At 65.3% G+C, this 25,643-nt stretch carries 29 protein-coding genes; 11 read left to right on the plus strand and 18 right to left on the minus strand.

All coding sequences use genetic code 11. The annotated features are described in order from the left end of the window. Window positions 1–147 precede the first annotated feature (147 nt). Window positions 148–2,190: an EAL domain-containing response regulator gene (locus CA260_RS14950; RefSeq protein ID WP_111983847.1), complete on the plus strand. Its 2,043-nt coding sequence runs from the start codon at window positions 148–150 to the stop codon at window positions 2,188–2,190. Window positions 2,191–2,423: 233 nt separating this feature from the next. On the opposite strand, the gene rplS is transcribed toward CA260_RS14950, so the two are convergent. The 6 genes from rplS to CA260_RS14980 form a co-directional block, all read right to left on the minus strand. Then, window positions 2,424–2,816, minus strand: coding sequence for a 50S ribosomal protein L19 (rplS, locus tag CA260_RS14955; RefSeq protein WP_038616079.1), 393 nt, complete (start codon window positions 2,814–2,816; stop codon window positions 2,424–2,426). 26 nt (window positions 2,817–2,842) lie between these two features. Continuing rightward, window positions 2,843–3,610 (minus strand): tRNA (guanosine(37)-N1)-methyltransferase TrmD, encoded by a 768-nt coding sequence (trmD, locus tag CA260_RS14960; protein ID WP_111983848.1) that lies wholly within the window; start codon window positions 3,608–3,610, stop codon window positions 2,843–2,845. A gap of 33 nt (window positions 3,611–3,643) precedes the next feature. Then, entirely contained in the window at window positions 3,644–4,159 is a 516-nt protein-coding gene (gene rimM / locus CA260_RS14965; protein ID WP_111983849.1) for a ribosome maturation factor RimM, read from the minus strand. A gap of 2 nt (window positions 4,160–4,161) precedes the next feature. Beyond that, window positions 4,162–4,416 (minus strand): 30S ribosomal protein S16, encoded by a 255-nt coding sequence (gene rpsP, locus CA260_RS14970; protein ID WP_038616072.1) that lies wholly within the window; start codon window positions 4,414–4,416, stop codon window positions 4,162–4,164. 143 nt (window positions 4,417–4,559) lie between these two features. After that, on the minus strand, window positions 4,560–5,942 hold the full coding sequence (ffh, locus tag CA260_RS14975) for a signal recognition particle protein (protein WP_111983850.1): 1,383 nt from the start codon (window positions 5,940–5,942) through the stop codon (window positions 4,560–4,562). A gap of 60 nt (window positions 5,943–6,002) precedes the next feature. Continuing rightward, the gene (locus CA260_RS14980; protein WP_146745357.1) at window positions 6,003–7,475 is read right to left on the minus strand and encodes an alpha/beta hydrolase; all 1,473 of its coding nucleotides are present in this window, start codon (window positions 7,473–7,475) and stop codon (window positions 6,003–6,005) included. Here CA260_RS14980 and CA260_RS14990 point away from each other — a divergent pair. Genes CA260_RS14990 through CA260_RS15000 form a run of 3 tightly spaced genes read left to right on the plus strand, consistent with a single transcriptional unit; the run spans window position 7,447 to window position 9,728 of the window. After that, window positions 7,447–8,250: a cytochrome C assembly family protein gene (locus CA260_RS14990; RefSeq protein WP_111983852.1), complete on the plus strand. Its 804-nt coding sequence runs from the start codon at window positions 7,447–7,449 to the stop codon at window positions 8,248–8,250. The genes CA260_RS14980 and CA260_RS14990 overlap by 29 nt on opposite strands. Next, window positions 8,247–9,107 (plus strand): formyltetrahydrofolate deformylase, encoded by an 861-nt coding sequence (purU, locus tag CA260_RS14995; RefSeq protein ID WP_111983853.1) that lies wholly within the window; start codon window positions 8,247–8,249, stop codon window positions 9,105–9,107. Before CA260_RS14990 ends, purU begins: the two co-directional genes overlap by 4 nt. Window positions 9,108–9,119: 12 nt before the next feature. Beyond that, on the plus strand, window positions 9,120–9,728 hold the full coding sequence (locus tag CA260_RS15000) for a glutathione S-transferase family protein (RefSeq protein WP_111983854.1): 609 nt from the start codon (window positions 9,120–9,122) through the stop codon (window positions 9,726–9,728). 126 nt (window positions 9,729–9,854) lie between these two features. Here the strand turns inward: CA260_RS15000 and radA are convergent, their stop codons facing one another. The 9 genes from radA to CA260_RS15045 form a co-directional block, all read right to left on the minus strand. After that, window positions 9,855–11,234, minus strand: a complete 1,380-nt coding sequence (gene radA, locus CA260_RS15005) for a DNA repair protein RadA (RefSeq protein WP_111983855.1) — start codon at window positions 11,232–11,234, stop codon at window positions 9,855–9,857. 72 nt (window positions 11,235–11,306) lie between these two features. Continuing rightward, a complete protein-coding gene (gene alr, locus CA260_RS15010) occupies window positions 11,307–12,395 on the minus strand; it encodes an alanine racemase (protein WP_111983856.1) in 1,089 nt (362 codons plus the stop codon). A gap of 184 nt (window positions 12,396–12,579) precedes the next feature. Continuing rightward, the gene (locus tag CA260_RS15015) at window positions 12,580–12,801 is read right to left on the minus strand and encodes a hypothetical protein (RefSeq protein WP_146745358.1); all 222 of its coding nucleotides are present in this window, start codon (window positions 12,799–12,801) and stop codon (window positions 12,580–12,582) included. 10 nt (window positions 12,802–12,811) lie between these two features. Then, window positions 12,812–12,964, minus strand: coding sequence for a DUF3309 family protein (locus CA260_RS15020; RefSeq protein ID WP_038616052.1), 153 nt, complete (start codon window positions 12,962–12,964; stop codon window positions 12,812–12,814). A gap of 161 nt (window positions 12,965–13,125) precedes the next feature. Beyond that, complete coding sequence (locus tag CA260_RS15025) at window positions 13,126–14,553, minus strand: replicative DNA helicase (protein WP_111983858.1); 1,428 nt, start codon at window positions 14,551–14,553, stop codon at window positions 13,126–13,128. Window positions 14,554–14,763: 210 nt separating this feature from the next. Next, complete coding sequence (gene rplI, locus CA260_RS15030; protein ID WP_111983859.1) at window positions 14,764–15,213, minus strand: 50S ribosomal protein L9; 450 nt, start codon at window positions 15,211–15,213, stop codon at window positions 14,764–14,766. A gap of 218 nt (window positions 15,214–15,431) precedes the next feature. Then, a complete protein-coding gene (gene rpsR, locus CA260_RS15035; protein ID WP_111983860.1) occupies window positions 15,432–15,662 on the minus strand; it encodes a 30S ribosomal protein S18 in 231 nt (76 codons plus the stop codon). Between the two features lie 16 nt (window positions 15,663–15,678). Then, window positions 15,679–16,080 carry a 30S ribosomal protein S6 gene (gene rpsF, locus CA260_RS15040; RefSeq protein ID WP_111983861.1) on the minus strand — a complete coding sequence of 134 codons (402 nt, stop codon included), beginning with the start codon at window positions 16,078–16,080 and terminating at the stop codon, window positions 15,679–15,681. A gap of 192 nt (window positions 16,081–16,272) precedes the next feature. Then, the gene (locus CA260_RS15045) at window positions 16,273–16,599 is read right to left on the minus strand and encodes a HesB/IscA family protein (RefSeq protein WP_111983862.1); all 327 of its coding nucleotides are present in this window, start codon (window positions 16,597–16,599) and stop codon (window positions 16,273–16,275) included. A gap of 134 nt (window positions 16,600–16,733) precedes the next feature. Between CA260_RS15045 and asnS the strand changes: the two genes are divergently transcribed. From asnS to CA260_RS15080, 7 genes are all read left to right on the plus strand, one after another. Then, entirely contained in the window at window positions 16,734–18,134 is a 1,401-nt protein-coding gene (asnS, locus tag CA260_RS15050) for an asparagine--tRNA ligase (RefSeq protein ID WP_111983863.1), read from the plus strand. A gap of 14 nt (window positions 18,135–18,148) precedes the next feature. Continuing rightward, the gene (locus tag CA260_RS15055; RefSeq protein ID WP_111983864.1) at window positions 18,149–19,027 is read left to right on the plus strand and encodes a MalM family protein; all 879 of its coding nucleotides are present in this window, start codon (window positions 18,149–18,151) and stop codon (window positions 19,025–19,027) included. A gap of 39 nt (window positions 19,028–19,066) precedes the next feature. Next, a complete protein-coding gene (locus tag CA260_RS15060) occupies window positions 19,067–19,381 on the plus strand; it encodes a hypothetical protein (protein ID WP_111983865.1) in 315 nt (104 codons plus the stop codon). Between the two features lie 28 nt (window positions 19,382–19,409). Next, window positions 19,410–20,198, plus strand: coding sequence for an SDR family NAD(P)-dependent oxidoreductase (locus tag CA260_RS15065; protein WP_111983866.1), 789 nt, complete (start codon window positions 19,410–19,412; stop codon window positions 20,196–20,198). Window positions 20,199–20,374: 176 nt separating this feature from the next. Further along, window positions 20,375–21,826, plus strand: coding sequence for an aldehyde dehydrogenase (locus CA260_RS15070; protein WP_111983867.1), 1,452 nt, complete (start codon window positions 20,375–20,377; stop codon window positions 21,824–21,826). A gap of 10 nt (window positions 21,827–21,836) precedes the next feature. After that, on the plus strand, window positions 21,837–22,505 hold the full coding sequence (gene can / locus CA260_RS15075; protein WP_111983868.1) for a carbonate dehydratase: 669 nt from the start codon (window positions 21,837–21,839) through the stop codon (window positions 22,503–22,505). Further along, window positions 22,502–22,930, plus strand: a complete 429-nt coding sequence (locus CA260_RS15080) for a RidA family protein (protein WP_111983869.1) — start codon at window positions 22,502–22,504, stop codon at window positions 22,928–22,930. The genes can and CA260_RS15080 overlap by 4 nt, the downstream gene beginning before the upstream one ends. Window positions 22,931–23,020: 90 nt before the next feature. On the opposite strand, the gene CA260_RS20965 is transcribed toward CA260_RS15080, so the two are convergent. The 3 genes from CA260_RS20965 to gorA all read right to left on the minus strand — a co-directional run bounded on the left by CA260_RS20965 (window position 23,021) and on the right by gorA (window position 25,633). Next, window positions 23,021–23,266: a hypothetical protein gene (locus CA260_RS20965; protein ID WP_146745359.1), complete on the minus strand. Its 246-nt coding sequence runs from the start codon at window positions 23,264–23,266 to the stop codon at window positions 23,021–23,023. 181 nt (window positions 23,267–23,447) lie between these two features. Then, entirely contained in the window at window positions 23,448–24,233 is a 786-nt protein-coding gene (gene hutG / locus CA260_RS15085; protein ID WP_111983870.1) for an N-formylglutamate deformylase, read from the minus strand. Between the two features lie 53 nt (window positions 24,234–24,286). Further along, the gene (gorA, locus tag CA260_RS15090; protein WP_111983871.1) at window positions 24,287–25,633 is read right to left on the minus strand and encodes a glutathione-disulfide reductase; all 1,347 of its coding nucleotides are present in this window, start codon (window positions 25,631–25,633) and stop codon (window positions 24,287–24,289) included. Window positions 25,634–25,643: the final 10 nt, after the last annotated feature.

Raw genomic sequence — 25,643 nt, forward strand, 5'->3', positions numbered from 1 at the left:
GCGCGACCCGCAGTGTGGGCAAGGTCACTTCAGGAATATTTCCGCTAGCCGTGACTCGCGGAATCCGCTAAAACCACGAATGGCCCGCGCCCTGCTGTCCCGGCAGGTTCCACAGCAGCGGCGAACAATGGATAGCTCGACGTGCCCATGAAAACTGACCAGGTCATCAAGATCCTTTTCATCGAAAAGTCAGTCGAAGACGCGGAACAGATCATCAGCCTGCTGCGCAACAACGGCATCGCCGTTCGCCCGGCACGGGCGACCACCGCCGATCAGGTGACCGCCGCGCTCGACGAACTGGGCCCGGACATCGTGCTGTTCGACCCCGCCGTGGGCACGCTGGAGCTGCGCGAGGTGTCGCGCATGCTCGACGCCCACGGCCGCGACCTGTCGCTGGTCGCCCTGGTCGGCCAAGTGGACAACACCGTCGTGACCGAGCTGTTCGTCAATGGCGCCCGCAGCGTGGCGCTGCGCTCGCAGCCCCGGCAGCTGATGGCGGTGATCCAGCGCGAATTCGATGCGCTGAATACGCGCCGCCAGCTGCGCCGCCTGGAAACGGCACTGCGCGAGTCCGAGCGCCGCTGCGACGCGTTGCTCGATTCCTCCACCGACGCCATCGCCTATGTGCACGAAGGCATGCACGTGCGCGCGAACCAGGCCTACCTGGACACCTTCGGCTACACCGAATTCGACGACCTGCTCGGCCTTCCCGTGCTGGACATGATCGGCCCGACCGACGCCGACGAGTTCAAGAACACCTTGAAGGGGCTGTCACGCGGCGAGAAGCCCACCGGGCCGATCGAGCTGCAGGCCCGTCGCGCCGACGCCACCAGCTTCAAGGCCAGCGTGGAATTCGCCCACGCGACGTTCGAGGGCGAGCCCTGCCTGCAGGTGGTGTTCCGCCGCCAGCAGGTCGACGCCAGCGTCATCGAGCAGTTGCAGCGCGATCCGGTCACCGGCCTGTTCAATCGCTCCCGCATGCTCGAATGCATCGACCAGGCGGTGGCTGCGGCGACCGAAGGCACCAAGGGCCAGTCGCTGCTGCTGATCGAACCGGACAACTGGCAGGCGATCGTGGGCGGCGTGGGCCTGGCCAAGGCCGACGAGCTGCTGGCCGCCTTCGCCAATCGCGTGGAGGGCCAGCTCGGCGCCCACGATACGGCGGGCCTCCTCGCCGAACACACCGTCGGCGTGTTGTTGCACACTCGCAACGACGAGGCGATCAAGCAGTGGATCACCGGCCTGCAGCAGGCCATCGCCGGCGGCATCTTCGACCTGGGCAGCCACTCGCTCACGGTTACCGTCAGCATCGGTGGCAGCCTGCTGGGCGAGCGCAATGCCAATACCGAGCTGCTGCTCAACCAGGCCAGCCAGTCTTTGCGCAATGCGCAGAGTCAGGGTGGCAACCGCAGCGAACTGCACGACCCGGCTGCGCGCGAGAAGGCCGAGGAAGAGCGCGAGCGTTACTGGCTGGGCGTGCTGAAGCAGGCGCTCACGCAGGACGACTTCGTCCTCTACCACCAGCAGACCATCAGCCTGCAGGACGCCGAGGGCGAGTTCTCCGAAATCCTGCTGCGCCTCAACGGCCCGCAGGGCGAGGTGCTGCCGGGCTTCTTCATGCCCATCGCCGAAAAGCACAATCTCACCCCGGCCATTGACCGCTGGGTACTGAACCAGACCATCGAGCATCTGCGCGCCCGCGACCGCAGCGGCTCTCCCACCACCTTCTTCGTCAAGCTCACTTCCCGCTCGCTCGAAGACACCCAGCTGCTGCCCTGGCTGGGCGAACGCCTGAAGCAGGCGGCCCTGAAGAACGGCAAGCTGGTGCTCGAGACCACCGAGAGCAAGGTGGTGACGGCGCTGCGTCCCGCGCAGGAATTCATCAAGGCGTGGAAGCAGCTGGGCGGCCAGTTCGCGCTGGAGCAGTTCGGTTCCGGCCTCAACTCGTTCCAGCTGCTCAACCATATCGACGCGGACTACCTGAAGATCGACCGCAGCTACATGGCCGACCTGCCTCAGCAACAGGAAAGCCAGAAGAAGGTGGCGGAGATCTGCCGCCAGGCCCGCGAACTGAAGAAGCAGACCATCGCCGAATGGGTCGAGGACGCCGCCAGCACCTCGCTGCTGTTCGCCTGCGGCGTGGACTTCGTGCAGGGCAACTTCCTGCAGGAGCCGCAGCGGCTGGCCTGATAGCTGCCTTTTGTAGGAGCGCACCCAGTGCGCGATCAGGGGACCGCGTAAATCATTGACCCGCGAAAGCCCGCCTTATGGCGGGCTTTTTTTGCGCATGACGCCTGCCGCATGCGCCGACGCCGATCGCGCACTGGGTGCGCTCCTACAGAAAGCTGGCGCAGACAGTCGCTCAAACAAAAACCCCGCGGATCGCTCCGCGGGGTTTTCGGTATTTCGGTAAGACGCCGGGATTACTCCGCGGCGGCAGCCTTCTTCGCGGCCTTGGCGGCCGAGACGGCGGCAACGTCTTCCTTGATGCGGGCAGCTTTGCCTTCCAGGTTGCGCAGGTAGTACAGCTTGGCGCCACGCACCTTGCCCTTGCGCTTCACTTCGACCGAGTCGATGGCCGGGCTGTGGGCCTGGAACACGCGCTCCACGCCGGTCCCGTGCGAGATCTTGCGCACGGTGAAGGCCGAATGCAGGCCGCGGCTGCGCTTGGCGATGACGACGCCCTCGAACGCCTGGACGCGCTCGCGGTTACCTTCCTTCACCTTCACGTTGACCACCACGGTGTCACCAGGGCCGAATTCCGGCAGCTGGCGGGTGATCTGCTCGGCTTCGAACTGTTCGATGATCTTGTTCATGGCAACACCTGTCTAATTTCTCGCCCTTAGTGGGCCGTATCGTCGTGCCGCGACTGCTGAGCATGCTCGCGACGGAATTCATCCAACAGCGCTCGGGATTCCGCATCCAGCGCGCGCTGCGCCAAAAGGTCGGGACGCCGCAACCAGGTCCGTCCCAGCGATTGCTTCAGGCGCCAACGGCGGATCGCCGCGTGGTCACCGGAGAGCAGTACGTCCGGTACGTCGCCCAGTGCGTCATGCACCGGTTTTGCATAGTGCGGGCAATCCAGCAGTCCGTCCGAAAACGAATCCTGCTGCGCCGACTGCGCGTCGTTCAACGCGCCGTCCTGCAAGCGGCCCACGGCGTCGATGATCACTGCCGCGCCCAGCTCGCCGCCGGACAGCACATAATCGCCGATGGAAATCTCCTCGTCGACCTCGTGCGCCAGCAGACGCTCGTCCACACCCTCGTAACGCCCACAGAGCAAGGCGATACGCGGCAGCTTCGCCAGCGCTTCCACCCTGCCCTGCGTCAGCCGCGCTCCCTGCGGACTGAGGTAAATCACATGCACCGGTTCCGATGCGGCCTCGCGCACGGCCCTGAGGGCATCGCGCAAAGGCTGGATCAGCATCACCATCCCGGGCCCGCCGCCGCAGGTGCGGCCGTCCACGGTACGGTAATTGTCGGTGGCGAAGTCGCGCGGATTCCAGGTTTCCACCTGCAGCAACTCACGCTGCTGCGCACGTCCCACGACACCCACGGCAGCACACTGACGCATGAAGTCGGGAAACAACGTGACGACGTCGATGCGCATGATCCTCAACCCTTGTGGCGGCGCGTGGCGCGCTCAGAATTCAGGATCCCAGTCCACCACCATGCGCCCACCGGACAAGTCCACCGAACGCACATACGAACCCTGGATAAAAGGAATCAGCCGCTCACGCGTACCGTCCTTCACCACCACGACATCGTTGGCGCCGGTGGCGAACAGATGACTGACCCGCCCCAGTGCCACGCCTTCCGTGGTGACGACCTCCAGACCCTCGAGGTCGACCCAGTAATACTCATCCTTGCCGGGAGGCGGCAGCAGTTCGCGGGCGACATAGATGTCCTGTCCCACCAACGCTGCTGCTGCGTCTCGATCGTCCACTTCAGGAAACTGGGCGATGAGCCCCTTGCCTTGCGGACGACCTTTGACTCCCGTGATCTCCGTTTCCACACCCGGCGCCGATGTGAGCAGCCAGGGTTGGTAGGTGAAGATCTTCGTGCGGGGCTCGGTCCAGGATTCGATCTTGAGCCAGCCCTGCACGCCATACAGTCCGACGATGCGTCCCACCAGGACGCGCCGACCGGCTGCCGTCATGCTCAGGCAGCCTGCTGCTTGCCGGCTTCCTTGACGAGGGAGGCGACCTTGTCGGTCAGCTGCGCACCCTTGCCAATCCACTCCTGGACGCGAGCGACGTTCAGCTCAAGGCGCTTGTCCTTGCCCGAAGCCACCGGATTGTAGAAACCCACGTTCTCGATGCTGCGACCGTCGCGCTTGTTGCGCTGATCGGTGACAACGATGTGGTAGAACGGACGGCCCTTGGCGCCGCCGCGCGAAAGACGAATCTTGACCATAAATAAAAGCTCCAGAGTTGCCGGAATGCCGGCAGCACGCACGTGGCCGTGCGCGGTGAACGCGACATTTTAATGAATTTTGGGGAAAAAGGAAGAGCTGACAGATAGATCGGACCGAACATGTCGGCCCGATCCGTTCAGCCTCAGCGCATCGGCGGGAAACCGCCGCCCATGCCGCCCATACCCTTCATGGCGCCACGCATCTGCCGCAGCAGGCCCTTGGTGCCGCCCTTGGAGAGCTTGGACATCATCTTTTCCATCTGCATGTACTGCTTGAGCAGACGGTTCACGTCGGCCGGCTGCGTGCCCGAACCGCGTGCCACGCGGGCACGGCGCGAGCCATTGAGCAGGTCCGGATGGCGACGTTCCTTCTTGGTCATCGACTGGATGATCGCGACCATGCGCTTGATCTCGCCGTCGTTGACCTTGGATTTCACGTTCTCCGGCAGCGCGGACACGCCGGGCAGCTTGTCCATCAGGCCGGCCAGGCCGCCCATGTTGGTCATCTGCTCGAGCTGGTCGCGCATGTCGTTGAGATCGAAGCGCTTGCCCTTGATGACCTTCTCGGCGAGCTTCTGCGCCTTCTCCTGGTCGACCTTGCGCTCTACCTCCTCGACCAGCGACAGCACGTCGCCCATGCCGAGGATGCGCTGTGCGACGCGATCGGGATGGAACGGCTCCAGCGCATCGGTCTTCTCGCCGGCGCCGAGGAACTTGATCGGACGACCGGTGACATAGCGCACCGACAGCGCCGCACCACCGCGCGCATCGCCGTCGGTCTTGGTCAGCACCACGCCGGTGAGCGGCAGCGCCTCGGCAAACGCCTTGGCGGTATTGGCGGCGTCCTGGCCGGTCATGGAGTCGACCACGAACAGCGTTTCGACCGGCGTGATCGCGGCGTGCAGCGCCTTGATCTCCGCCATCATCGCTTCGTCCACGTGCAGGCGGCCGGCCGTGTCGACCAGCAACACGTCGACCACTTCGCGACGGGCCGCGGCGATCGCGTTCTTGGCGATATCGACCGGATTCTGGCCCGCCTCGGACGGGAAGAACTTGACGTCGACCTGCTCGGCCAGCGTGCGCAGCTGCTCGATGGCGGCCGGACGGTACACGTCGCAGCTCACCACCATCACCTTCTTCTTCTTGCGCTCGGTGAGGAAGCGGGCGAGCTTGGCCACCGTGGTGGTCTTGCCGGCGCCCTGCAGGCCCGCCATCAGCACCACGGCCGGCGGCTGCTGGGCAAGGTTGAGCTCGGTGTTGGCCGTGCCCATCAGCGCGGTCAGCTCGTCGCTGACCACCTTCACCAGGGCTTGGCCCGGCGACAGGCTCTTGAGCACTTCCTGGCCCACCGCGCGCACCTTCACGCGCTCGATCAGCGCCTGCACCACCGGCAGGGCCACGTCGGCCTCCAGCAGGGCGATGCGCACTTCCCGCAGCGATTCGCGGATGTTTTCCTCGGTCAGGCGACCGCGGCCACGCAGGCGGTTGACGGTGGCGGAAAGGCGTTGGCTGAGCGATTCGAACATGGCAGACAGGAGTCCAGGGACAAGCGACTAAATATAGCAGAGGCGTGGATCAGCACGGGATCAGCGCCGCGGAGGCTGCGCTTTGACCCAATTGGAGATATCCCGGATGACCTGATCGTCCACGTGCGCCGGCGCCTGGTAGTCCGCTGGCGTGCCGCTGCTGCCTGCCGGCATGAACAGGTGGCTGAGGCCGTCGTATCGATGGAACGTGACCTGCGGTCGCCCCGCGAGCGCGCTTTGCCAGCGGGCGAAATCCTGCTGCGGCGACACCTGGAAGTCGCTGCCGCCCTGGAGCAGGAGCAGCGGGACGTGCAGGCCTTTGGCTACGGCCACCACGTCGTAGTCGCGCAGGCTCAGCTGGTAACTCTGCGGCACGCCTTCGAACGATCCCGTGGGATGCTTGCCAACGCCCGCCTCTGCCAGCCATTGCTTCTCGTCCGCGATGGCCTTCAGGCCGTGGGCCACCTGCTCGTCGCTCATTCCCCGTCGCTTGCCCACCTCGCGCACCTGCTGGGCCTGCACGTCCAGCAACGATCGTGCAGGCGCGGCCAGCAGGACCAATCCGGCCAATCCCGGGTTCCGCTGCCCGATGCGTGGCGCCATGTAAGCACCCAGGCTATGCCCGAGCACGAACACCCGGTGCGGATCAATGCCGGGCTGCGAGCCCGCCAACCGGGTTGCCGTCAGCGCGTCGTCGGTGACTTCGTCATCGATGGTCACGTCGGTGGTCGCCGCCATCCGCGTCGCATAGGTCAAGCTGCGCTTGTCGTAGCGAAGACTGGCGATGCCCGCGGCCGCGAGACCCTGCGCGATGTCGCGGAACGGCTTGTTCGGACCGATGGTTTCGTCGCCGTCGTGAGGGCCTGAGCCCGCGACCAACACGACGACAGGAAACGGCCCCTCGCCGGCCGGCAGAGTGAGAATGCCGGGCAGCGGCCCGAGCGGCGTCGACACGGCAAGACGCCGCTCGCCGGTTCCAAGCGCCTCCGTCGACACGGATGACGGCATCGGCAGAAAACGCAACCCACTGACCTCGCCTTCACCATTGCAGGCGACGCGCATGACCAACTGCCCCTGGGCGAAATGCAAAGGCGTTTCGACCGTGCCGCTGTCCTGCGCGCCGGCCTTGGGAGCGTCCGCACGCTCGAATGCGCCGAACTTCGTCGGCAGCATGTGCTGCCAGATATCGCCGAGCCTTGGCGCATCCACGGCGGCCTTCACACGCCCGTCAAAATGGCGGGTCGCCGCAGCAAAGTCGCCTTTGCGCAAGGCGTCGATGATGTCGGCCGATCGCGCCATGCACGTGTCCGCCGCGGCCTGTGCCATGACGGCCCAGCCCATCAAACCCGCGCACGCGATCAGGCTCACCCGGCGCATCGCTTTCTCCCTGGCAAAGTGGGTTGCCCCAAGGACGCGACCGTACCCGTGGCGAACCTTGGGCAAACCGTCGCGTCCCTGCAAGTGCCGTTCACGCGCTGACGACCCTGTGCCACACTTGCCCGCCATGCTGACCGCCGCCGCACTGATCGCCATCGTCGACTACCTGCTCGCCGCGGGTCTTCCCACGTGGCCGCTGTTTGCGCGCCACAACACCTCGTCGGTGCTTCAACGCGTGGCGCTGGCCGCGGCCACTGTGGCGGTGCTCACGCATGCAACCATCCTGCTCAGCCTGCACAGCGGCACGCTGGACCTGCACTTTTTCGCGGCGTTGTCCCTGGTGGCCTGCGTCGTCTCGGCGCTGACCCTGGTCGTGAACATCTGGCGTCCGGTGGCGGCCTTGGGCGGCATCGTCTTTCCACTGTCCGCGCTGCTGCTGGCCGTCGACACCTTCGCCGCACCGCCCACCGCCCCGCAACCGCTGGAATGGCAGATCAAGCTGCATGTCACGGTGGCGCTGCTGGCCTTCAGCGTGCTCTCCATCGCGGCCGTGCTTGCCATACTGCTGGCCATCCAGGAGCGCGCGCTGCGCCATCGCCAGTTTGGACCATGGCTGCGCTCACTGCCCCCGCTGACGCTGACTGAAACCCTGTTGTTCCGACTGATCGGCGCGGGCTTCCTGCTGCTCACGCTCACGCTGCTGACCGGCATCCTGTTCGTCGACAACCTGTTCGGGCAGCACCTCGTGCACAAGACGGTGTTGTCGATCATCGCGTGGCTCGTGTTCGGCGCGCTGCTGTTCGGACGCTGGCGTTACGGGTGGCGCGGCCGCAGCGCCGTCAACCTCACCCTGGTCGGCATGGGCGTGCTGCTGCTTGCCTTCTTCGGCACCAAGGCGGTGCTGGAGCTGATACTGCATCGCATGCCATGAGCGCCGCCGGCCAGTTCGTGCTCACGCTGTCCTGTCCGGATCGTGCCGGCATCGTGGCGGCGGTCTCGAACCACCTGGCCGCCAACCAATGCAACATCGTGGAAGCCCAGCAGTTCGGCGACGCCGAAACCGGCCGCTTCTTCATGCGCCTGGTATTCGAGAGCACGCAACATGGGCCAGAGGCCCTGCGCACAGGGCTCGACGGCTTTGCCCCCTCGCTGAAGATGCAGTGGACGCTGCGTGACCGCTCGCAGCGCCGGCGCGTGATGCTGCTGGTATCGAAGTTCGATCATTGCCTCGCGGACACCTTGTACCGCTGGCGGATCGGCGAGTTGCCGATGGACATCGTGGGCGTGGTGGCCAACCATCCGATCGAGACCTATCGCCACCTCGACTTCGACGGCATTCCGTTCCATTACCTGCCGGTCGACCGCGACAGCAAGGTCCAGCAGGAAGCCCAGCTATGGTCGCTGATCGAGCAATCGGGCGCCGAACTGGTCGTGCTTGCACGTTACATGCAGGTGCTTTCCAGCGAGCTTGCCGATCGCCTCGCTGGCCGCTGCATCAATATCCATCACTCGTTCCTGCCGGGATTCAAGGGCGCCCGCCCGTATCACCAGGCACACCGGCGCGGCGTCAAGCTGATCGGCGCCACGGCCCACTTCGTGACCACCGATCTCGACGAAGGCCCGATCATCGAGCAGGACATCGAACGCGTGACGCACGCGGACACGCCCGACGACCTGATCCGCATCGGCCGTGACATCGAACGGCGCGTATTGGCGCGCACACTCCGCCTTTATCTTGATGATCGTGTGCTGCTCAATGGCAGCAAGACCGTGGTTTTCCATTCCTGACGGGAGAAGCTCGTGGAACTGATCGGCATGCTCGACTCGCCCTACGTACGCCGCACGGCGATTTCCCTGCGACTGCTGGGCATTCCATTCACGCACCGCAACTGGTCGGTATTCCGCAACTTCGACGAGTTCCAACGGGTGAACCCGCTGGTAAAAGCGCCCACGCTGGTGCTGGACGATGGCACGCTGCTCACCGAGTCCGGCCTGATCATCGACTGGGCACAATCCATCAGCCGCAAAGCGGCGCTGATGCCCGACGACGCCACGCAGCGCCTGCGCGCCACACGCCTCATCGGCATCGCCATCGCCGCCAGCGAGAAGAGCGTGCAGATCGTGTACGAGCACAAGCGCGAGGAAGACAAGCGCGATGCCGGCTGGCTGCAGCGTGTACGGGGACAGCTGCAGTCGGCCTGTAATCTCCTCGAACGTGAACTGGACGGCGTGCAGGGCTGGTTGTTTGGCGACGCGCCTACACAGGCTGACGTATCGATTGCCGTGGCATGGGGTTTTACCCAGATCGTTGCGGCCGATGTCATCGACGCGAAGGTCTATCCGACGCTGGCGACATTCTCGCAGCGGGCGGAGCAACATCCGGATTTCGCGGCGCTACCGCCGGTATAAAGCGGCGAACCTGTCGTTGTAGGAGCGCACCCAGTGCGCGACCGCAAAGCCGCGGCGTCATTGCTCCGTAGGCTTTTCGCGCACTGGGTGCGCTCCTACAGAACGATCAAGAACCTGCGCAGCTGGTTAACGGCACGCATCCAGCGCCTGCGACAGGCGCTCCACCGCCACCACTTCCATCTCACCCACCTTGCCCTTCTTCGGCGCGTTCGCCTTGGGCACGATGGCCTTCTGGAAGCCGTGGTGTGCGGCCTCCTTCAAACGCTCCTCACCGTTGGGCACAGGACGGATTTCGCCAGACAAGCCCACTTCACCGAACGCGATGGTCTTCTCCGGCAACGGGCGGTCGCGTAGCGACGACAGCACCGCCAGCAGCACCGGCAAGTCGGCGGCGGTTTCCTGCACGCGGATGCCACCCACGACATTGACGAACACGTCCTGGTCGTACGCCGCGACGCCGCCGTGACGGTGCAGCACGGCAAGCAACATCGCCAGGCGATTCTGCTCCAGGCCCAGCGCCACGCGGCGCGGATTGCCCAGGGAAGACTGGTCGACCAGCGCCTGCACCTCCACCAACAGGGGCCGCGTGCCTTCGCGCGTCACCATCACCGCGCTGCCGGAAGTCGGACCGCTGTGTGCAGACAAAAAGATCGCCGACGGATTGGGCACTTCGCGCAGGCCCTTTTCCGACATGGCGAACACGCCCAGTTCGTTCACCGCACCGAAGCGGTTCTTGAAGGCGCGCAGCACGCGGAAGCGGCTACCGGATTCGCCTTCGAAGTACAGCACCGCGTCCACCATGTGCTCGAGCACGCGCGGACCGGCGATGCCACCCTCCTTGGTGACGTGGCCCACCAGGAACACCGAGGTGCCGGTTTCCTTGGCGAAGCGCGTGAGCTTGGCCGCCGACTCGCGCACTTGGCTCACCGAGCCCGGCGCCGCGGTAAGCAGTTCTGTCCAGATGGTCTGGATCGAGTCGATCACCAGCACACGCGGGCGGCTATTCAGTGCCTGCTCGATGATGCGCTCGATGCAGGTTTCCGCCAGCGCGTGCAATGGACCCAACGGCAAGTCCAGGCGTTGCGCGCGGGACGCCACCTGCGCGAGCGATTCCTCACCCGTGACGTAGACACTGGGTACACGGGAGCCCAGCGTGCCGAGCATTTGCAGCAACAGCGTGGACTTGCCGATGCCCGGGTCGCCGCCAATCAGCACCACCGAGCCATCCACGAGGCCGCCACCCAGCACGCGATCGAGCTCGCCGATACCGGTGAGCGTGCGCGACTCCGCGGTGAGTGCCACCGCCGTGAGCGGCGTGACCTTCGGCGAACCCGCTGCCGCGCCGGCATAGCCGGTCGTGCGCGCCGCAGCCACCGACTTGATCGACGGCTGCACCACGAATTCGCTCAGCGTGTTCCACGCGTTGCATTCGATGCACTGGCCCTGCCATTTGGAATGCTCGGCGCCGCAGTCGGCACAGACATAGGCGGTCTTGGCTTTGGCCATCCGGAATCCCCGAAAAACGTTGCTTGATGCGCTGAGCTTAGCCGGCCGCCATCGCAGGTGGCGAGACGCGGATCAGGACTCGTCTTCGACGAACAACACGCGTCGGGTCATGCCGCAGGTCAGGTCATAGGAGATGGTGCCGGCCTGCGACGCAACGACCTCCACCGGGAGTTCCGGCCCCCACAGTGTGACGCGATCGCCCACCGCGGCTTCCGGTGCAGCGCGCAGATCCAGCGTGATCAGGTCCATGGAGACACGACCGATGAGCGGCACCTGCCGGTCACCGACCAGCACTGGCGTGCCAGCCACGGCACTGCGCGGGTAGCCATCGCCATAGCCCACCGCGGCGACGCCAACCGGCATGTCTTCCGGGCAAGTCCAGGTGCCGTTATAGCCAATGCGTTCGCCCCGGCCGATGCGGTTGATGGCGATCAGCCGCGTGCTCAGCGTCATCGCAGGACGAAAACCGAAGTCCGCGCCCGACTTGCCGTCCACTACCGACAACCCGTACAGCAGGCCGCCCGTACGCACCCAATCACCCTTCGCCTCGGCCCAACCGAGCACGGCCGCCGAGTTGGAGAGCGAGCGAGGGCCGCGCAATCCTTGCGTTGCCTTGGCAAAACGCGCGATCTGAGCCATCGTTTCCGTGCCGCCGAAAACTTCGGACTCGGCGAAATGCGTCAGCAAGCCGATCTCCGGATCGATGCCCGGCATCGCCGCAAGCTGCGCATGCACGAAGGCGACCGCTTCCGGTGCAAAACCGAGGCGGTGCATGCCGCTGTCGACCTTCAGCCACACGCGCAGCGAGCCGCGTGCGGGTGACGCCGCCTTCAACCAGTGCAGCTGTTCCTCGTGATGAATCGCGGCATCGAGGTTCAGGCGCTGCATTTCGGCGATATCGCTTGCGCGATCGGGCCCCGACAACACCACGATCCGCTGCCGATGACCCGCCGCGCGCAAGCGCAGGCCATCCCCGAGTGCCGCCACGGCAAAGGCATCGGCGTCGCCGTCCAATGCTCGTGCAACACGCTCCAAGCCATGGCCATACGCATCGGCCTTCACCACGGCCATGACCCTGGCGGGAGCCGCCAATTGCTTGATGCGGGCGAGATTGTGGCGCAAGGCGCCCAGATGGATGGTGGCGACGGTCGTGCGGCTCATGCCTGCTTGGCGCCGGCTGCGGCGCATGACGGAAGAGTGGGGAAAAAGAAGCCAGGGCCGGCGGCCCGGACAGGCCGCCAGCTTAGCAGCCTTGTCCGGAACCAGCCGGTCTCGTGTGGTTCACCCTAACCCCAGGCCGCGTCGGTTCGCGGTCACCGACGTGGCATTTCCGGGGCGACGGTCGCTAGTCGCGGTCGTCGCGCCGAGTGCAGCGTTCCATCGCGGCGCGATGAGCCTTGTTGTACTCGTGCTCGGTCATCGCTCCCGAGGCAAGCGCATCCTGCAAGTCGGTCATTTGCTTGCCGCAGGTTTCATGGTTGGCCTGCACCACGTGGGTGCGGCCGCCGCAACCGCCCAACGCCAGGCATGCGGTTGCCAGCAACGCAGGGATCACGACTCGGTTCATGGCGGCGTCCTCAGATAACGCCCAACACCAGCAGAACGATCAGGATGATCAGGATCAGCCCCAAACCGCCGCTGGGGCCGTAACCCCATGCGCGGCTATAGGGCCAGGTAGGCAGAGCGCCAAGCAACAGCAACACGATGATAAGCAGAAGGATCAGCGACATGCGTTGTGCCTCTTGCGGTGAAGACGACACGAGGGTGCGCCCGCGGATGTGAACCGCCCACGGGTTTTACGTGCACGAAACGCATACGGACGCGATCGGTACAGGCGCCATTCGCGAAACGGAATGGAGCCTAAAGCACGCGGCGCTTGCCGCGCGTCGGCTCAGTCGAAAGCGCCGACGAAGGAATCGGGCGCGTAGTTCTCGAACTTCGTGTAGTGACCGAGGAAGGTCAGCTTCACGGTATCGGTCGGGCCGTTACGCTGCTTGCCGATGATGATTTCAGCCAGGCCTTTGTCCGGCGATTCCTTGTTGTAGTACTCGTCGCGGTAGATGAACATGATCACGTCCGCGTCCTGCTCGATAGCGCCCGACTCGCGAAGGTCCGACATCATCGGGCGCTTGTCGGCGCGCTGCTCCAGCGAGCGGTTCAACTGCGAGAGTGCGATGACCGGACAGTTGAGTTCCTTGGCCAGGCCCTTGAGCGAACGCGAGATCTCGGAGATCTCCGTCGCGCGGTTTTCCTTCATGCCCGGCACCTGCATCAGCTGCAGGTAGTCGATCACGATCAGTCCGAGACCGCCATGTTCGCGGTGCAGGCGTCGGGCGCGCGAACGCATTTCCACCGGCGACAGGCCCGGCGTGTCATCGATGAAGATCTTCGCTTCGGACAGCAACGCGATCGCGTTGGTGACACGCGGCCAGTCTTCTTCGGCCAGATCGCCGTTGCGCAGGTGCTGCGCGTGGATGCGACCCACCGAGGAAATCATTCGGAAGGCCAACTGCGAGGCCGACATTTCCATCGAGAAGATCGCCACGGCCTTCTTGCCGCGCATCGCCACTGCTTCGGCCATGTTCACCGAGAACGCGGTCTTGCCCATCGAGGGGCGCGCCGCGACGATGATCAGATCCGACGGCTGCAGGCCCGAGGTCAGTTCATCGAGATCGGTGAAGCCGGTGGATACGCCGGTGAGCTGGCCCTTATTCTCGAAGCGCTCGGAGAGAATGCGGAAGGCATCCTTCACCGCCTCGCGCATGGACACGGTGTCCTTCTTGCCGCGCGCGCCCGACTCGGCGATCTTGAACACGGCCTGCTCGGCGCGCTCCAGCACCTCCTGCACACCCATGCCATCAGGTTGATAACCGTCCTCGGTGATACCCACGCCGGCATCGATGAGCTGGCGCAGCACCGACTTCTCGCGCACGATTTCCGCGTAGGCGCCGATGTTCGCCGCGCTCGGGGTGGTGTTGGCCAGCTCGATCAAGTAAGCGGCGCCGCCGACCATCTCGGCCAGCCCGTTCGCTTCGAACCAGTCGCCCAGGGTCACCGCATCGCAAGGCATGCCCTTGCCCGCTAGCTCGGTGATGGCGCGCCAGATCAGGCGGTGATCCTTGCGGTAGAAATCCTGTTCGCTCAGGCGGTCGGCCACCTTGTCCAGCGAATCGGGCGAGAGCATGAGGCCGCCCAGCACGGCCTGTTCCGCATCGATCGAATGCGGTGGCACGCGCAACGCATCAACGCTGGACATCGGCTTGCGCTCGGAGCGCCGCCGGCGGCCGGGTTCGTCGGAACGGTCGGAAACGAAGGACATGCGGTTCCTCGGAGCGAACCGACGGCAATCCGCCGGTGGCGTGGCAATAGGCACAGAGCATACGCGGCGCCATCTCAGGCGACGAGACAATAACCCTGTGGAAAAGCTGTGTTTATCTGTGGATAAGGCGGTGGACAACGCCAGGCGCCAGACCAAAAGCAAACGGGCGCCCGGAGGCGCCCGTCTGGGTATCGCAAGCGATGGATCGGCTTACTTTTCGCCGACCACGATCACCTTGACCTGGGTCTGCACGTCGGCGTGCAGCGCGATCACGGCTTCGAACTCGCCGGTGTGGCGGATCGGGCCTTCGCCCTGGATCACTTCGTTCTTGTGCACGTCGTGACCGGCAGCCTGCAGGGCTTCGGAGATTTCGCGCGGACCGACCGAGCCGTACAGCTTGCCTTCCGGGCTGGCATTGACGGTGAGGGTCACCTCAACGCCTTCCAGCTTGGCCTTGCGGCCTTCGGCGCCGGACAGCTGCGAGGCAGCCTTGGCTTCGTACTCGGCGCGGCGCTTCTCGAAGGCTTCGAGGTTGGCGGCGGTGACCGGCACGGCCTTGCCCTGCGGCAGGAGGTAGTTGCGGCCGTAACCCGGCTTGACCTTGACCTTGTCGCCCAGGTTGCCGAGGTTGCGGACTTTCTCGAGAAGAATCAGTTCCATGGTGGTTCCTTTTCGTTAGCACCGGTGTGGCCCGGCGCAGCCGTGGACGGTTGTCCGAAGTTGGTTTTCCACTCCTTCTCCCCTGCGGGGAGAAGGCCGGGATGAGGGGCCAACCTTGCGAGCATCTTGGATCGAAGCTCGCTTGGCATGCTCTACCGCGAGCACCCACCCCTCACCTCAGTCCTCTCCCCACAGGGGAGAGGAAGCAAAGTCACGACTTAGACGTCGTGGTTGTCCGTGTACGGCAGCAGGGCCAGGAAGCGGGCGCGCTTGATGGCGGTCGCCAGCTGACGCTGGTAGCGGGCCTTGGTGCCGGTGATGCGGCTCGGCACGATCTTGCCGTTCTCGGTCACGTACTGGCGCAGCGTGTTGAGATCCTTGTAATCGATCTCCTTCACGTTTTCAGCCGTGAAGCGGCAGAACTTGCGGCGGCGGAAGAACTTGGACATGGCTTAGTGCTCCTGATCAGTCGTCGCTGTCGCGATCGTTGTCGTCACGGGCTTCGTCGTCGCGGCGGCGCGAGGACTTGGCGTCATCCTTTTCCTTGGACTTCAGGATGAAGGACTGCTCGGTGTCGGCAGCGTCACGCTTGATGACCAGGTGGCGCAGGACGGCGTCGTTGAAGCGGAAGCCCGACTCCAGCTCGTTCAGCACGTTCTGGCTCACTTCGATGTTGAGCATGACGTAGTGAGCCTTGGCCAGGTTCACGATCGGGTAAGCCAGCTGGCGGCGGCCCCAGTCTTCCAGGCGGTGGATCTTGCCGCCGTCGGTCTCGATCAGCGCCTTGTAGCGCTCGATCATCGCCGGGACCTGCTCGCTCTGGTCAGGGTGGACCAGGAACACGACTTCGTAATGTCGCAGGGACATTGGTGGATAACTCCTTGTGGATGCGGCCTTTTTGGGGCCTGGCAGCCTCCCGCCCTATGCGGTGAGGCAAGGTTCCGTCCAAGCCTGCTGGGCGTGGACAGAAGCGGAAGTGTAAGGGAATTCAGGGGTTTGGGGCAAGCGGTTACCCCATGGGCACGCCCGTTGCGACGCAACCTGGCCCCGGCGAAGCGTTCAGCCGACCGTGAAACTCTCCCCGCAGCCGCACTCGCCCGTGGCGTTGGGGTTGTGGAACACGAAGCTGGCGTTGAGGCCCTGGCGCTGGAAGTCGATGACGGTGCCGTCGATGAGCGGCAGGCTCTTGCCATCCACGATCAGGGGCACGCCGTCGACGTTCAGCGTCTCGTCGCCCTCACCCACGCTCTGGGCCAGGTCCACTACGTAGCCGAAGCCGGAGCAGCCGGTTTTCTTCACGCCGAAACGCACACCCGCGGCGCCGGGGGTGCCTGCAAGGAAGGCGCGCATGCGCTCGCTGGCGGCAGGAGTGATGGTGATGGTCATGGGCGATGCAACTACCGCAGGGATTTGATGGTCGGAAAACGGACGCGAGGGTCGCGACCTGAACGGAACGTCGATTATGATGCCAGATTCGTCTTATGCGTCCGATATGCGGCGCCCAGCAGGAGTTTCAATCCATGGCGGTGGTTAGCGTCAAGCAGGCTCTTTCCGGCTCTATCGAAGCCGGCAGCGTGGTCACGGTGCGCGGCTGGGTGCGCACGATCCGCGATTCCAAGGGTGGCCTGTCCTTCGTGAACGTGACGGACGGTTCCTGCTTCGACCCGATCCAGGCGGTGGTCACCGACAAGGTCGCCAACTACGAGAGCGAGGTGAAGCACCTCACCACCGGCGCCGGCCTGATCGTCACCGGCACGCTGGTGCCATCGCAGGGCAAGGGCCAGCGCTTCGAGATCCAGGCCGAGTCGGTCGAGGTCACCGGCTTCGTGGACGATCCGCTCACCTACCCGATCCAGCCCAAGCCGCACACCATGGAGTTCCTGCGCGAAGTGGCGCACCTGCGCCCGCGCACCAACCTGTTCGGTGCGGTGACCCGCGTGCGCCACACGATGATGACGGCGATCCACCGCTGGCTCACCGAGCAGGGTTTCTTCTGGATCAATACGCCGATCATCACCACGTCCGACGCCGAGGGCGCCGGCGACATGTTCCGCCTGTCCACGCTGGACCTGGCCAACCTGCCGCGCACGCCCGAGGGCAAGATCGACTTCCGCAAGGATTTCTTCGGTCGCGAGGCATTCCTCACGGTGTCAGGCCAGCTCAACGTCGAGGCGTACTGCCTGGCCATGAGCAAGGTGTACACCTTCGGCCCGACCTTCCGCGCCGAGAACTCCAACACGCCGCGCCACCTGGCCGAGTTCTGGATGGTGGAACCGGAGATCGCCTTTGCCGACCTGCACGCCGACGCGGACTGCGCCGAAGGCTTCCTCAAGGCCATCTTCAAGGCCGTGCTGGAGGAGCGCGCGGACGACATGGCGTTCTTCGCCGAGCGCGTGACGCCGGATGCGATCAGCCGTCTGGAAGCCTTTATTGCCAAACCGTTCGAACGCATCGATTACACCGAGGCCGTCGAGATCCTCAAGAAATCGGGCCAGAAGTTCGAATTCCCGGTGGCCTGGGGCATCGACCTGCAGACCGAACACGAGCGTTACCTGGCCGAGAAGCACGTCGGCCGTCCGGTCGTGGTGATGAACTATCCCGAGCAGATCAAGGCCTTCTACATGCGCCTGAACGACGACGAGAAGACCGTCGCCGCGATGGACGTGCTGGCGCCTGGCATCGGCGAAATCATCGGCGGCAGCCAGCGCGAAGAGCGCCTGGAATATCTCGACCGCCGCATGGTGCAGTTCGGTCTCGATCCAGCCACCTATGGCTGGTACCGTGACCTGCGCCGCTACGGCACGGTGCCGCACGCAGGATTTGGTCTCGGCTTCGAGCGCCTGCTGGTGTATGTGTGCGGCTTGTCCAACATTCGCGATGCCATCCCCTACCCTCGCGCGGCGGGGACGGCCGAATTCTGATTGACGGTTATGCCATGCGTTATCGCCTGATCGCCTCCATTGCCATCGCTGCTTCCGCCGCCCTCGCTGCCGGATGCCACAGCATGAAAACCTTCGTGCCGCCCAACCTGCGGGCGCCGGAGAACGCGAACGGCAGCCTCGAGCAGGCGCGCAAGACGCTGCAGCAGGCCACGCCCTGCTGCAGCACGTTCGCGGACTTCTCCTTCCAGGACAATCTTCCCTGGCAACCGAAGAAATTCGTGCTCGGCCCGGGCAGCACGGTGGTCAGCTTCAACGGCGAGCACAGTTACTTCCTCAGCTTCAGCCTGCCTCGCGAGACGCAGCTGCCTTACCGCGTCGCCCTCAAGTCGGAATTGAACGGGCGTTGGCTGCGCGCCAGCTACCTGTTCGCGCCCACCGTGGTGCTACTGGACGACGCCTTCCAGCCGATCGCCACGCAGGACGTGGGCCTGTGCGAGCACATGGGCTGGACGGACGAGACGACCGGCGCCTTCGGCAGCATCGAGGTCACCGACAAGCGCGCGCGCTACCTGGTGCTGTACAGCTCGGCCAAGCAGCAGGCCAGCAGCACGTATTGGGAACAGTCGCCGGCGGCGTTCTCCGCCGAAGCACCGGTGAAGATGGCTGCCGCCGGCACGTTCAAGGTCCCGCATGGTCCGGATGGGACCGTGTGGATCGGCATGATGGACAAGACCTACCAGGGCGCCGTGGACAATGCGATCTGCGCGAAGGCGCAGCAGGGCGAAGGCGTGCTGAGCACGCTGCGCGATTCCATTCCGTTCCCGGTGATCGGCGACGGCAACAAGCCCGGCGCGCCCGCTTCCGCAACACCCAAGAGCAACGGGACGGACGCCCCGAACACCCCGGCAACGGGCAGCTCGCCGAGCAGCTGAGCACGGCGGCGCCCACGCAACCCTGAAGACAGGCACGGCATGATCGAGCTTTACCTCACCCTATTGATGGCCGGCGTCGCCTGCTTCCTGCTGCATTTCGGATCGCAGTATCGCGTGGCCTCGCTGCTGCGCCGCCATCATCCGCACGAATGGCAGATCATCGCCGAGGCCGACGGCCGGCCCGCGAACCTGCTGCGCACCTGGATGCGCCTGCAGCTCGCCCTGCGTTCGCCGGTATTGCCCGCACTCGAAGACAGCGCCATCACGCGCTGGCGTCGCGCATGGCGCTACAGTCTGTGGGTAGCGTGGCTGTGCTGGTTCGGCGCCCTCGGCATCCAGCTCAACGCACGCTAGTTCCCTTCCACCGCAAGGAGCCTCTCCCATGCAGCTGGACCTGAGCGGACGTCACGCCCTTGTCTGCGGTGCCTCGCAAGGTATCGGCCGCGCAAGCGCCATCGAGCTGGCCGAACTGGGCGCCAGCATCACCGTGCTGGCGCGCAACGCGGATGCACTCAAGGCAGTCGCCGACGAACTGCCGCGCAAGCATGGACAGCAGCATCGCTGGTTCGCGGTGGACATGTCGCAGACCGACAACCTGCGCACGGCATTGGTCGACATCGTTGCGCCGAATCCGATCCAGATACTGATCAACAACACGGGCGGCCCGCCGGGTGGTCCGGCGCATACCGCCGAGGTAGGCGCCTACGAGGCGGCGTTCCGACAGCACCTGCTGGCCGGCCAGACGCTGTTGCAGGCCTTGCTGCCGGGCATGCGGGCCAGCAGTTATGGCCGCATCGTCAACGTGATCTCCACGTCGGTGAAGGAACCCATCGCGGGCCTCGGCGTATCCAACACCGTGCGCGCCGCCGTGGCCGCCTGGGCGAAAACGCTTTCCAGCGAACTGGCCTCCGACGGCATCACGGTGAACAACGTACTGCCGGGCTATACGCGCACCTCGCGACTGGACAGCCTGCTTTCGGCGCAGGCCAGCACCAGCGGCCGCTCGGGCGACGAGATCGCCCAGGGCATCCTGGCCTCCGTGCCGGCGCGCCGGTTTGGCGAAGCGTCGGAAGTGGCGTCGGTGATCGCATTCCTCTGCACGCCTGCTGCGGCCTACGTGAATGGCGTGAGCATTCCCGTCGACGGCGGGCGCACGCGCACGCTGGCCTGATACAGGGCGCGACCGGCCCTTTTGTAGGAGCGTACCCAGTGCGCGAAAAGCCCACGAAGCGCTGACGCCGCAACACCGCGGTCGCGCACTGGGTGCGCTCCTACCGTTGAGCCTCTGCCCTGCGCATACGCACGCGTCCGGTGCATTCCGGTGCCCCAGGCCTTAAGCTTGTACCGATGCCAACCCTGCGCCTCGCCAACCTGATCGACGGTCGCCTGCAGGCACCGCGACATGATCGCTGGCTGGACGTGTTCGAACCGGCCACCGGCCAGGTCTTCGCACACTGTCCCGATTCCTCTGCCGAAGATGTCGCCGAAGCGGTCGCCGCGGCGCAGCGTGCGGCACCGGCGTGGGCGGCGACACCCACGGAACGCCGCGCCAGCCTCCTGAATGCCCTCGCCGATCTCATCGAAGCCAGGCTCGAGGAGTTCGTGGCGCTGGAATCGCGCGACAGCGGCAAGCCGTTGGCGCAGGCGCGCAACCTGGATATCCCGCGCGCCGTCGCCAACCTTCGCCATTTCGCGGCAGGCATCGTGGCGTGGAGCAGCGAGTCGCACGCGATGGAAACCGGCGCGATCAACTACACGCTGCGCCAGCCCTTGGGCGTGGTCGGCTGCATCAGTCCGTGGAACCTCCCGCTGTACCTGTTCACCTGGAAGATCGCGCCTGCGCTTGCCGCCGGCAACGCCGTGGTCGCCAAGCCCTCGGAAATCACGCCGTGCACGGCCGCCCTGCTGGGCGAACTGAGCATCGAGGCCGGCTTTCCACCGGGCGTGTTCAATATCGTGCAGGGTCGGGGCCCCAGCGTAGGCCAGGCGATCGTGGAGCACGTCGCGGTGAAGGCTGTGTCGTTCACCGGCAGCACGCGCACCGGTGCGCAGATCGCTGCCGCGGCGGCGACGCACTTCAAGAAGGTCTCGCTGGAATTGGGCGGCAAGAATCCCGCCGTCGTGTTCGACGACGCCGACCTCAGCGATGCCAACCTCGACACCATCGTGCGTTCGGGCTTCGCCAACCAGGGCGAAATCTGCCTGTGCGGCTCGCGCCTGCTGATACAGCGCTCGATCTACGACAGCTTCCGCGAGCGCTATCTGGCACGCGTGAAGGCGCTTCGCGTGGGCGATCCGAACGAGGCAGGCAGCGACCTCGGCGCACTCGTCTCGCGCGAGCATTTCGACAAGGTGATGGGCTGCGTCGCCACCGCGCGCGAGGAAGGCGGCCGGGTGCTTTGTGGCGGCGATGCGGTACAAATCGCGGGGCGCTGTGCTGAAGGCTGGTTCGTGGCGCCCACCGTCATCGAAGGCCTGGACAGCGATGCCGCCACCAACCAGCAGGAAATCTTCGGTCCGGTGGTGAGCCTGATTCCCTTCGAGGATGAAGCCGAGGCACTGGCCATCGCCAACGGCACGGGCTACGGCCTCGCCGCGTCGGTGTGGACGCGCGATCTGTCGCGCGCGCATCGTTTCGGCGCACTACTGGATTTCGGCATCGTGTGGATCAACTGCTGGCTGCTGCGTGACCTGCGCACGCCCTTTGGCGGCACGAAGCAATCCGGGCTCGGCCGCGAAGGCGGCACGGAAGCGTTGCGCTTCTTCACCGAGCCGAAAAACATCTGCATTCGCTATTGAGACGACCGACGTGAAAAGCCCACTCCAGAACCTGCTCGAAAGCAATCGCGCCTGGTCCTCCGCCGTACGCGCGGAAGATCCCCGTTTCTTCGAGCGCCTCGCGCAACAGCAGGCACCGAAGTATCTGTGGATCGGCTGCTCCGATTCGCGCGTGCCGGCGACCCAGATCGTCGATTTGCCGCCCGGCGACATCTTCGTCCAGCGCAACGTCGCCAACGTGGTGTCGCATACCGACCTCAATTGCCTCAGCACCATCCAGTTCGCCGTGGATGCGCTGAAGGTCGAGCACATCATCGTGGTCGGCCACTACGGCTGCGGCGGCGTGCAGGCCGTCCTCGACGAACGCCGCATCGGCCTGGTCGACAACTGGCTGCGCCATGTAGGGGACGTGGCGCAGAAGCATTCCGGCCTGCTCAATTCCATCGACCTGATGAATCTTCGCAACGCACGCCTGTGCGAACTCAATGCGATGGAACAGGTGGTCAACGTGTGCCACACCACCATGGTGATGGATGCATGGGAGCGCGGGCAGAAGCTGTCCGTGCATGCGTGGTGTTACAGCCTGTTCGATGGCCACGTGAATGACCTTGGCATGCACGTGAGCTCGCGCGAAGACCTCAAGCCTGCGTATGAGCATGCGCTGCAGCGCCTGGGCACCATTCCGGAATTCAACCGGTGAGCGAGATCGTCCGCACCAGCAAGGCGCCGGCGCCGGTTGGCGCCTACCCGCATGCGCGACGCGTCGGCGATCTGCTGTTCCTCTCCGGCGTGGGTCCGCGCCAGCCGGACGACAACGCCATCCCCGGCAACGTGTACGACGCGCACGGCAAGCTGGTGAGCTACGACATCGAGGCACAGTGCCGCCAGGTATTCGCCAACGTGCGCGCCGTGCTCGACGCCAGCGGAGCGCGCTGGGAAGACCTGGTGGATGTCACCGTGTTCCTCACCGACATGACACGCGACTTTCCCGTCTACAACCGGCTCTATGCCGAACACTTCGCCGGCGTGGACGCGTGTCGCACGACGCTGGGCATCACCGCGCTGCCCACGCCGATCGCCATCGAGCTGAAGTGCGTCGCGTCGCTGCCACGGAACGAAGAGTGATCACGGCGCGTGCGGTGAAGTCTCGACAAGGGCACCAAACGAAAAACCCCGGCATGCGTGCCGGGGTTTTTCGTTGAAGCGGCCGCGGTATCAGTGACTGGTGGTCGTGGCCGGCAAGGCCGACTTGGCTGATTTCTTGGCCGACTTGCCCTTGTGGTTGCTGGTGCCCGACTGGTCGGATTTCTTCTTGTGGTGATGCGAGGACGAGTGGGCCGGTTGGGTCGATGAAGCAGCCTTGGTCGCGGGCGCCGCCTGCGGGGCAGCATCCTGAGCCATCACGGAACCGCAGAGAGCAACGCCCGCCACGAGGAGGGAAGCGATCGCGAACTTACGCATGGTGCAGAACCTCGAACGTCATGTGTCGCGGACCCGGCCGGAACCCGGCGACGCGGGCGGCGCGACGGCTACACCATGACACGTTTCGGCGCAGCCTTGAATACGGGTTTTCCTGCCTCTGCGTGAGATTTCCGGGGCCCGCGGCTTGACATTGCAAGTCCCTAACACGGAGCGAAGCTTCTTACGTCCCCGTGCACAGGCGCAGCAGCTGCAGGATCACTTCCTGCAGTGGCGCCGCCTTGGCCGAGTCATACGCGAAGCTGTCTTCGTCCATGTAGTTGAGCTGCGCCAGCTCCAGTTGGACCGCCTGCACATGGGCATCCGGACGGCCATAGTGGCGCGTGATGTAACCGCCCTTGAAGCGCCCGTTGAGCACATGGCTGTATCGCGATTGGCTCTCCAATGCGCCCTGCAGCTGCTGCTGCAATGCCGGCCCGCAACTCTCGCCGTCGGCGGTACCGAGGTTCAGGTCAGGCAAGCGACCTTCGAACAGCATCGGCACCTGGCTGCGGATGGAGTGGCCTTCCCACAGCACCGCGCGCCCGTGTTCGGCGAGCAGGCGTTCAAGTTCTTGCGACAACGCCTGGTGATACGGCTGCCAGCATTCGTTCACCCGACGTTGGATTTCCTCGGTCGTCGGCTCTTCGCCGTCCAGGTAGAGCGGCGCGCCGTCGAAACCCACGGTCGACACCAGCCCGGTTTCCTTGCGTCCCGGATACAGCGCGTGGCCGTCCGCCGGCCGGTTGAGATCGACGACGTAACGCGACAGGCGCGGGCGCAGCACGCTCGCGCCGAGCTCCTTTGCCAGCGGCTCGTAGAGGCGGCCGACGTGCCAGTCGGTATCCGGTGCGCGCCGCGCCGCCGGATGCATGCGCGCAGCGATGGCCTCGGGAATATGGCTGCCGTCGTGCGGCAGGCTGATGAGCAGCGGCGCGGTGCCGCGATCGAGCGTGAACGTGGTGGTCATGACGGCAGTTTAGCGTCGTGCCTGAAACGTCGGCACGCGGCGGTGCGGCGACGCTAGCCCATCAGCACGAGCTCTTCGGCGGAACTGGGGTGAATCGCCACGGTGGCATCGAGGTCGCGCTTGCGCATCCCCATCTTCATCGCCACCGCGAACCCCTGCAGCATCTCGTCCGCTCCCGGTCCAAGCACGTGGATGCCTACCACGCGCTCGTCGTCGCCCACGCAGAGGACTTTCATCAGGCTTGGGGCGGTACGGCCAGCCACAGCCCATTGCAGCGGCGTAAAGCGGCTGCGATAGACGTGCACCTGGTCGCCGTGGAATTCGCGCGCCTGCGCTTCGGTCATGCCGATCATGGCGAGCGGCGGCTCGGCGAACACCACGGTGGGGATGTTCTCGTAGTCGAGACGGCTGTTCGGTTGCCCGCCGAACAGGCGATCGGCGAGGCGACGCCCCGCCGCCACGGCCACCGGCGTCAGTTGTGGACGCTCGGTGACGTCTCCCACCGCACTGATGCCGGCGACGTTGGTGGCCTGCCAGGCGTCGGTAACCACGTGCCCACCTTCGTCGACATGCACGCCGGCGGCATCGAGGTCCAACCGGTCGCTGTTGGGTACGCGACCCACCGCCCACAGCACGGCATCGTAGGGGCCGCAGGGACCATTCACTTCGTCGTCGATCACGATGTCCTGCCCTTCGCGATGAAGGCCCGTGACCTGCACCTGGCCGGTAATCGCGATGCCTTGCTCGTGCATGCGTTCACCCAGCGCGTCGACCAGTTCCGCGTCGAAGTCGGTGAGCATGCGGTTGCGCACATGCAGCGTCACTTCGCTGCCGAGCGCGCGCAACAGGCCGGCGAATTCCACCGCGATATAGCCGCCACCGATCACCGCGATGCGACGCGGCAACTGGTGCAGCGCGAAGATGTCGTCGGACACGAGCCCGAGGTCGAAACCCGGCAGGTCGAGCCGGCGCGGCCTGCCGCCCGTGGCGATGAGGATCTGCGTGGCGCGCAGTTCGTCGCCGCTGGAGGTCGCGATGGTGTCCGGAGCGACGAAGCGACCAGTTTCCGCAAACACCTGGATGCCGGCTTCCTCCAGGCGGGCGTCGTAGCGCAGCCGGATACCGTCGATGTAGCTCTGGCGCAGCTGGCGGAAGTGCTCCCAGTCGAGCTGGCCCACGCGGGTCGCGAAGCCGTAGTCCTGGGCGAGCGTCTGCTGCTGCGCCAGCTGCGCCGCAAACCACAGCGCTTTCTTCGGCACGCAGCCGACGTTGACGCAGGTGCCACCCAGCGCACCCGGTTCCAGCAAGGCGACGCGCGCGCCGTGGCGGGCTGCACGGAACGCAGCGGCCAAACCGCCGGAGCCACCGCCCAGCACGATCAGGTCGAAGGTGTCGGCCATCGAAATCTCC

It is taken from the genome of Dyella jiangningensis (assembly GCF_003264855.1).
GTDB lineage: Bacteria > Pseudomonadota > Gammaproteobacteria > Xanthomonadales > Rhodanobacteraceae > Dyella > Dyella jiangningensis_C.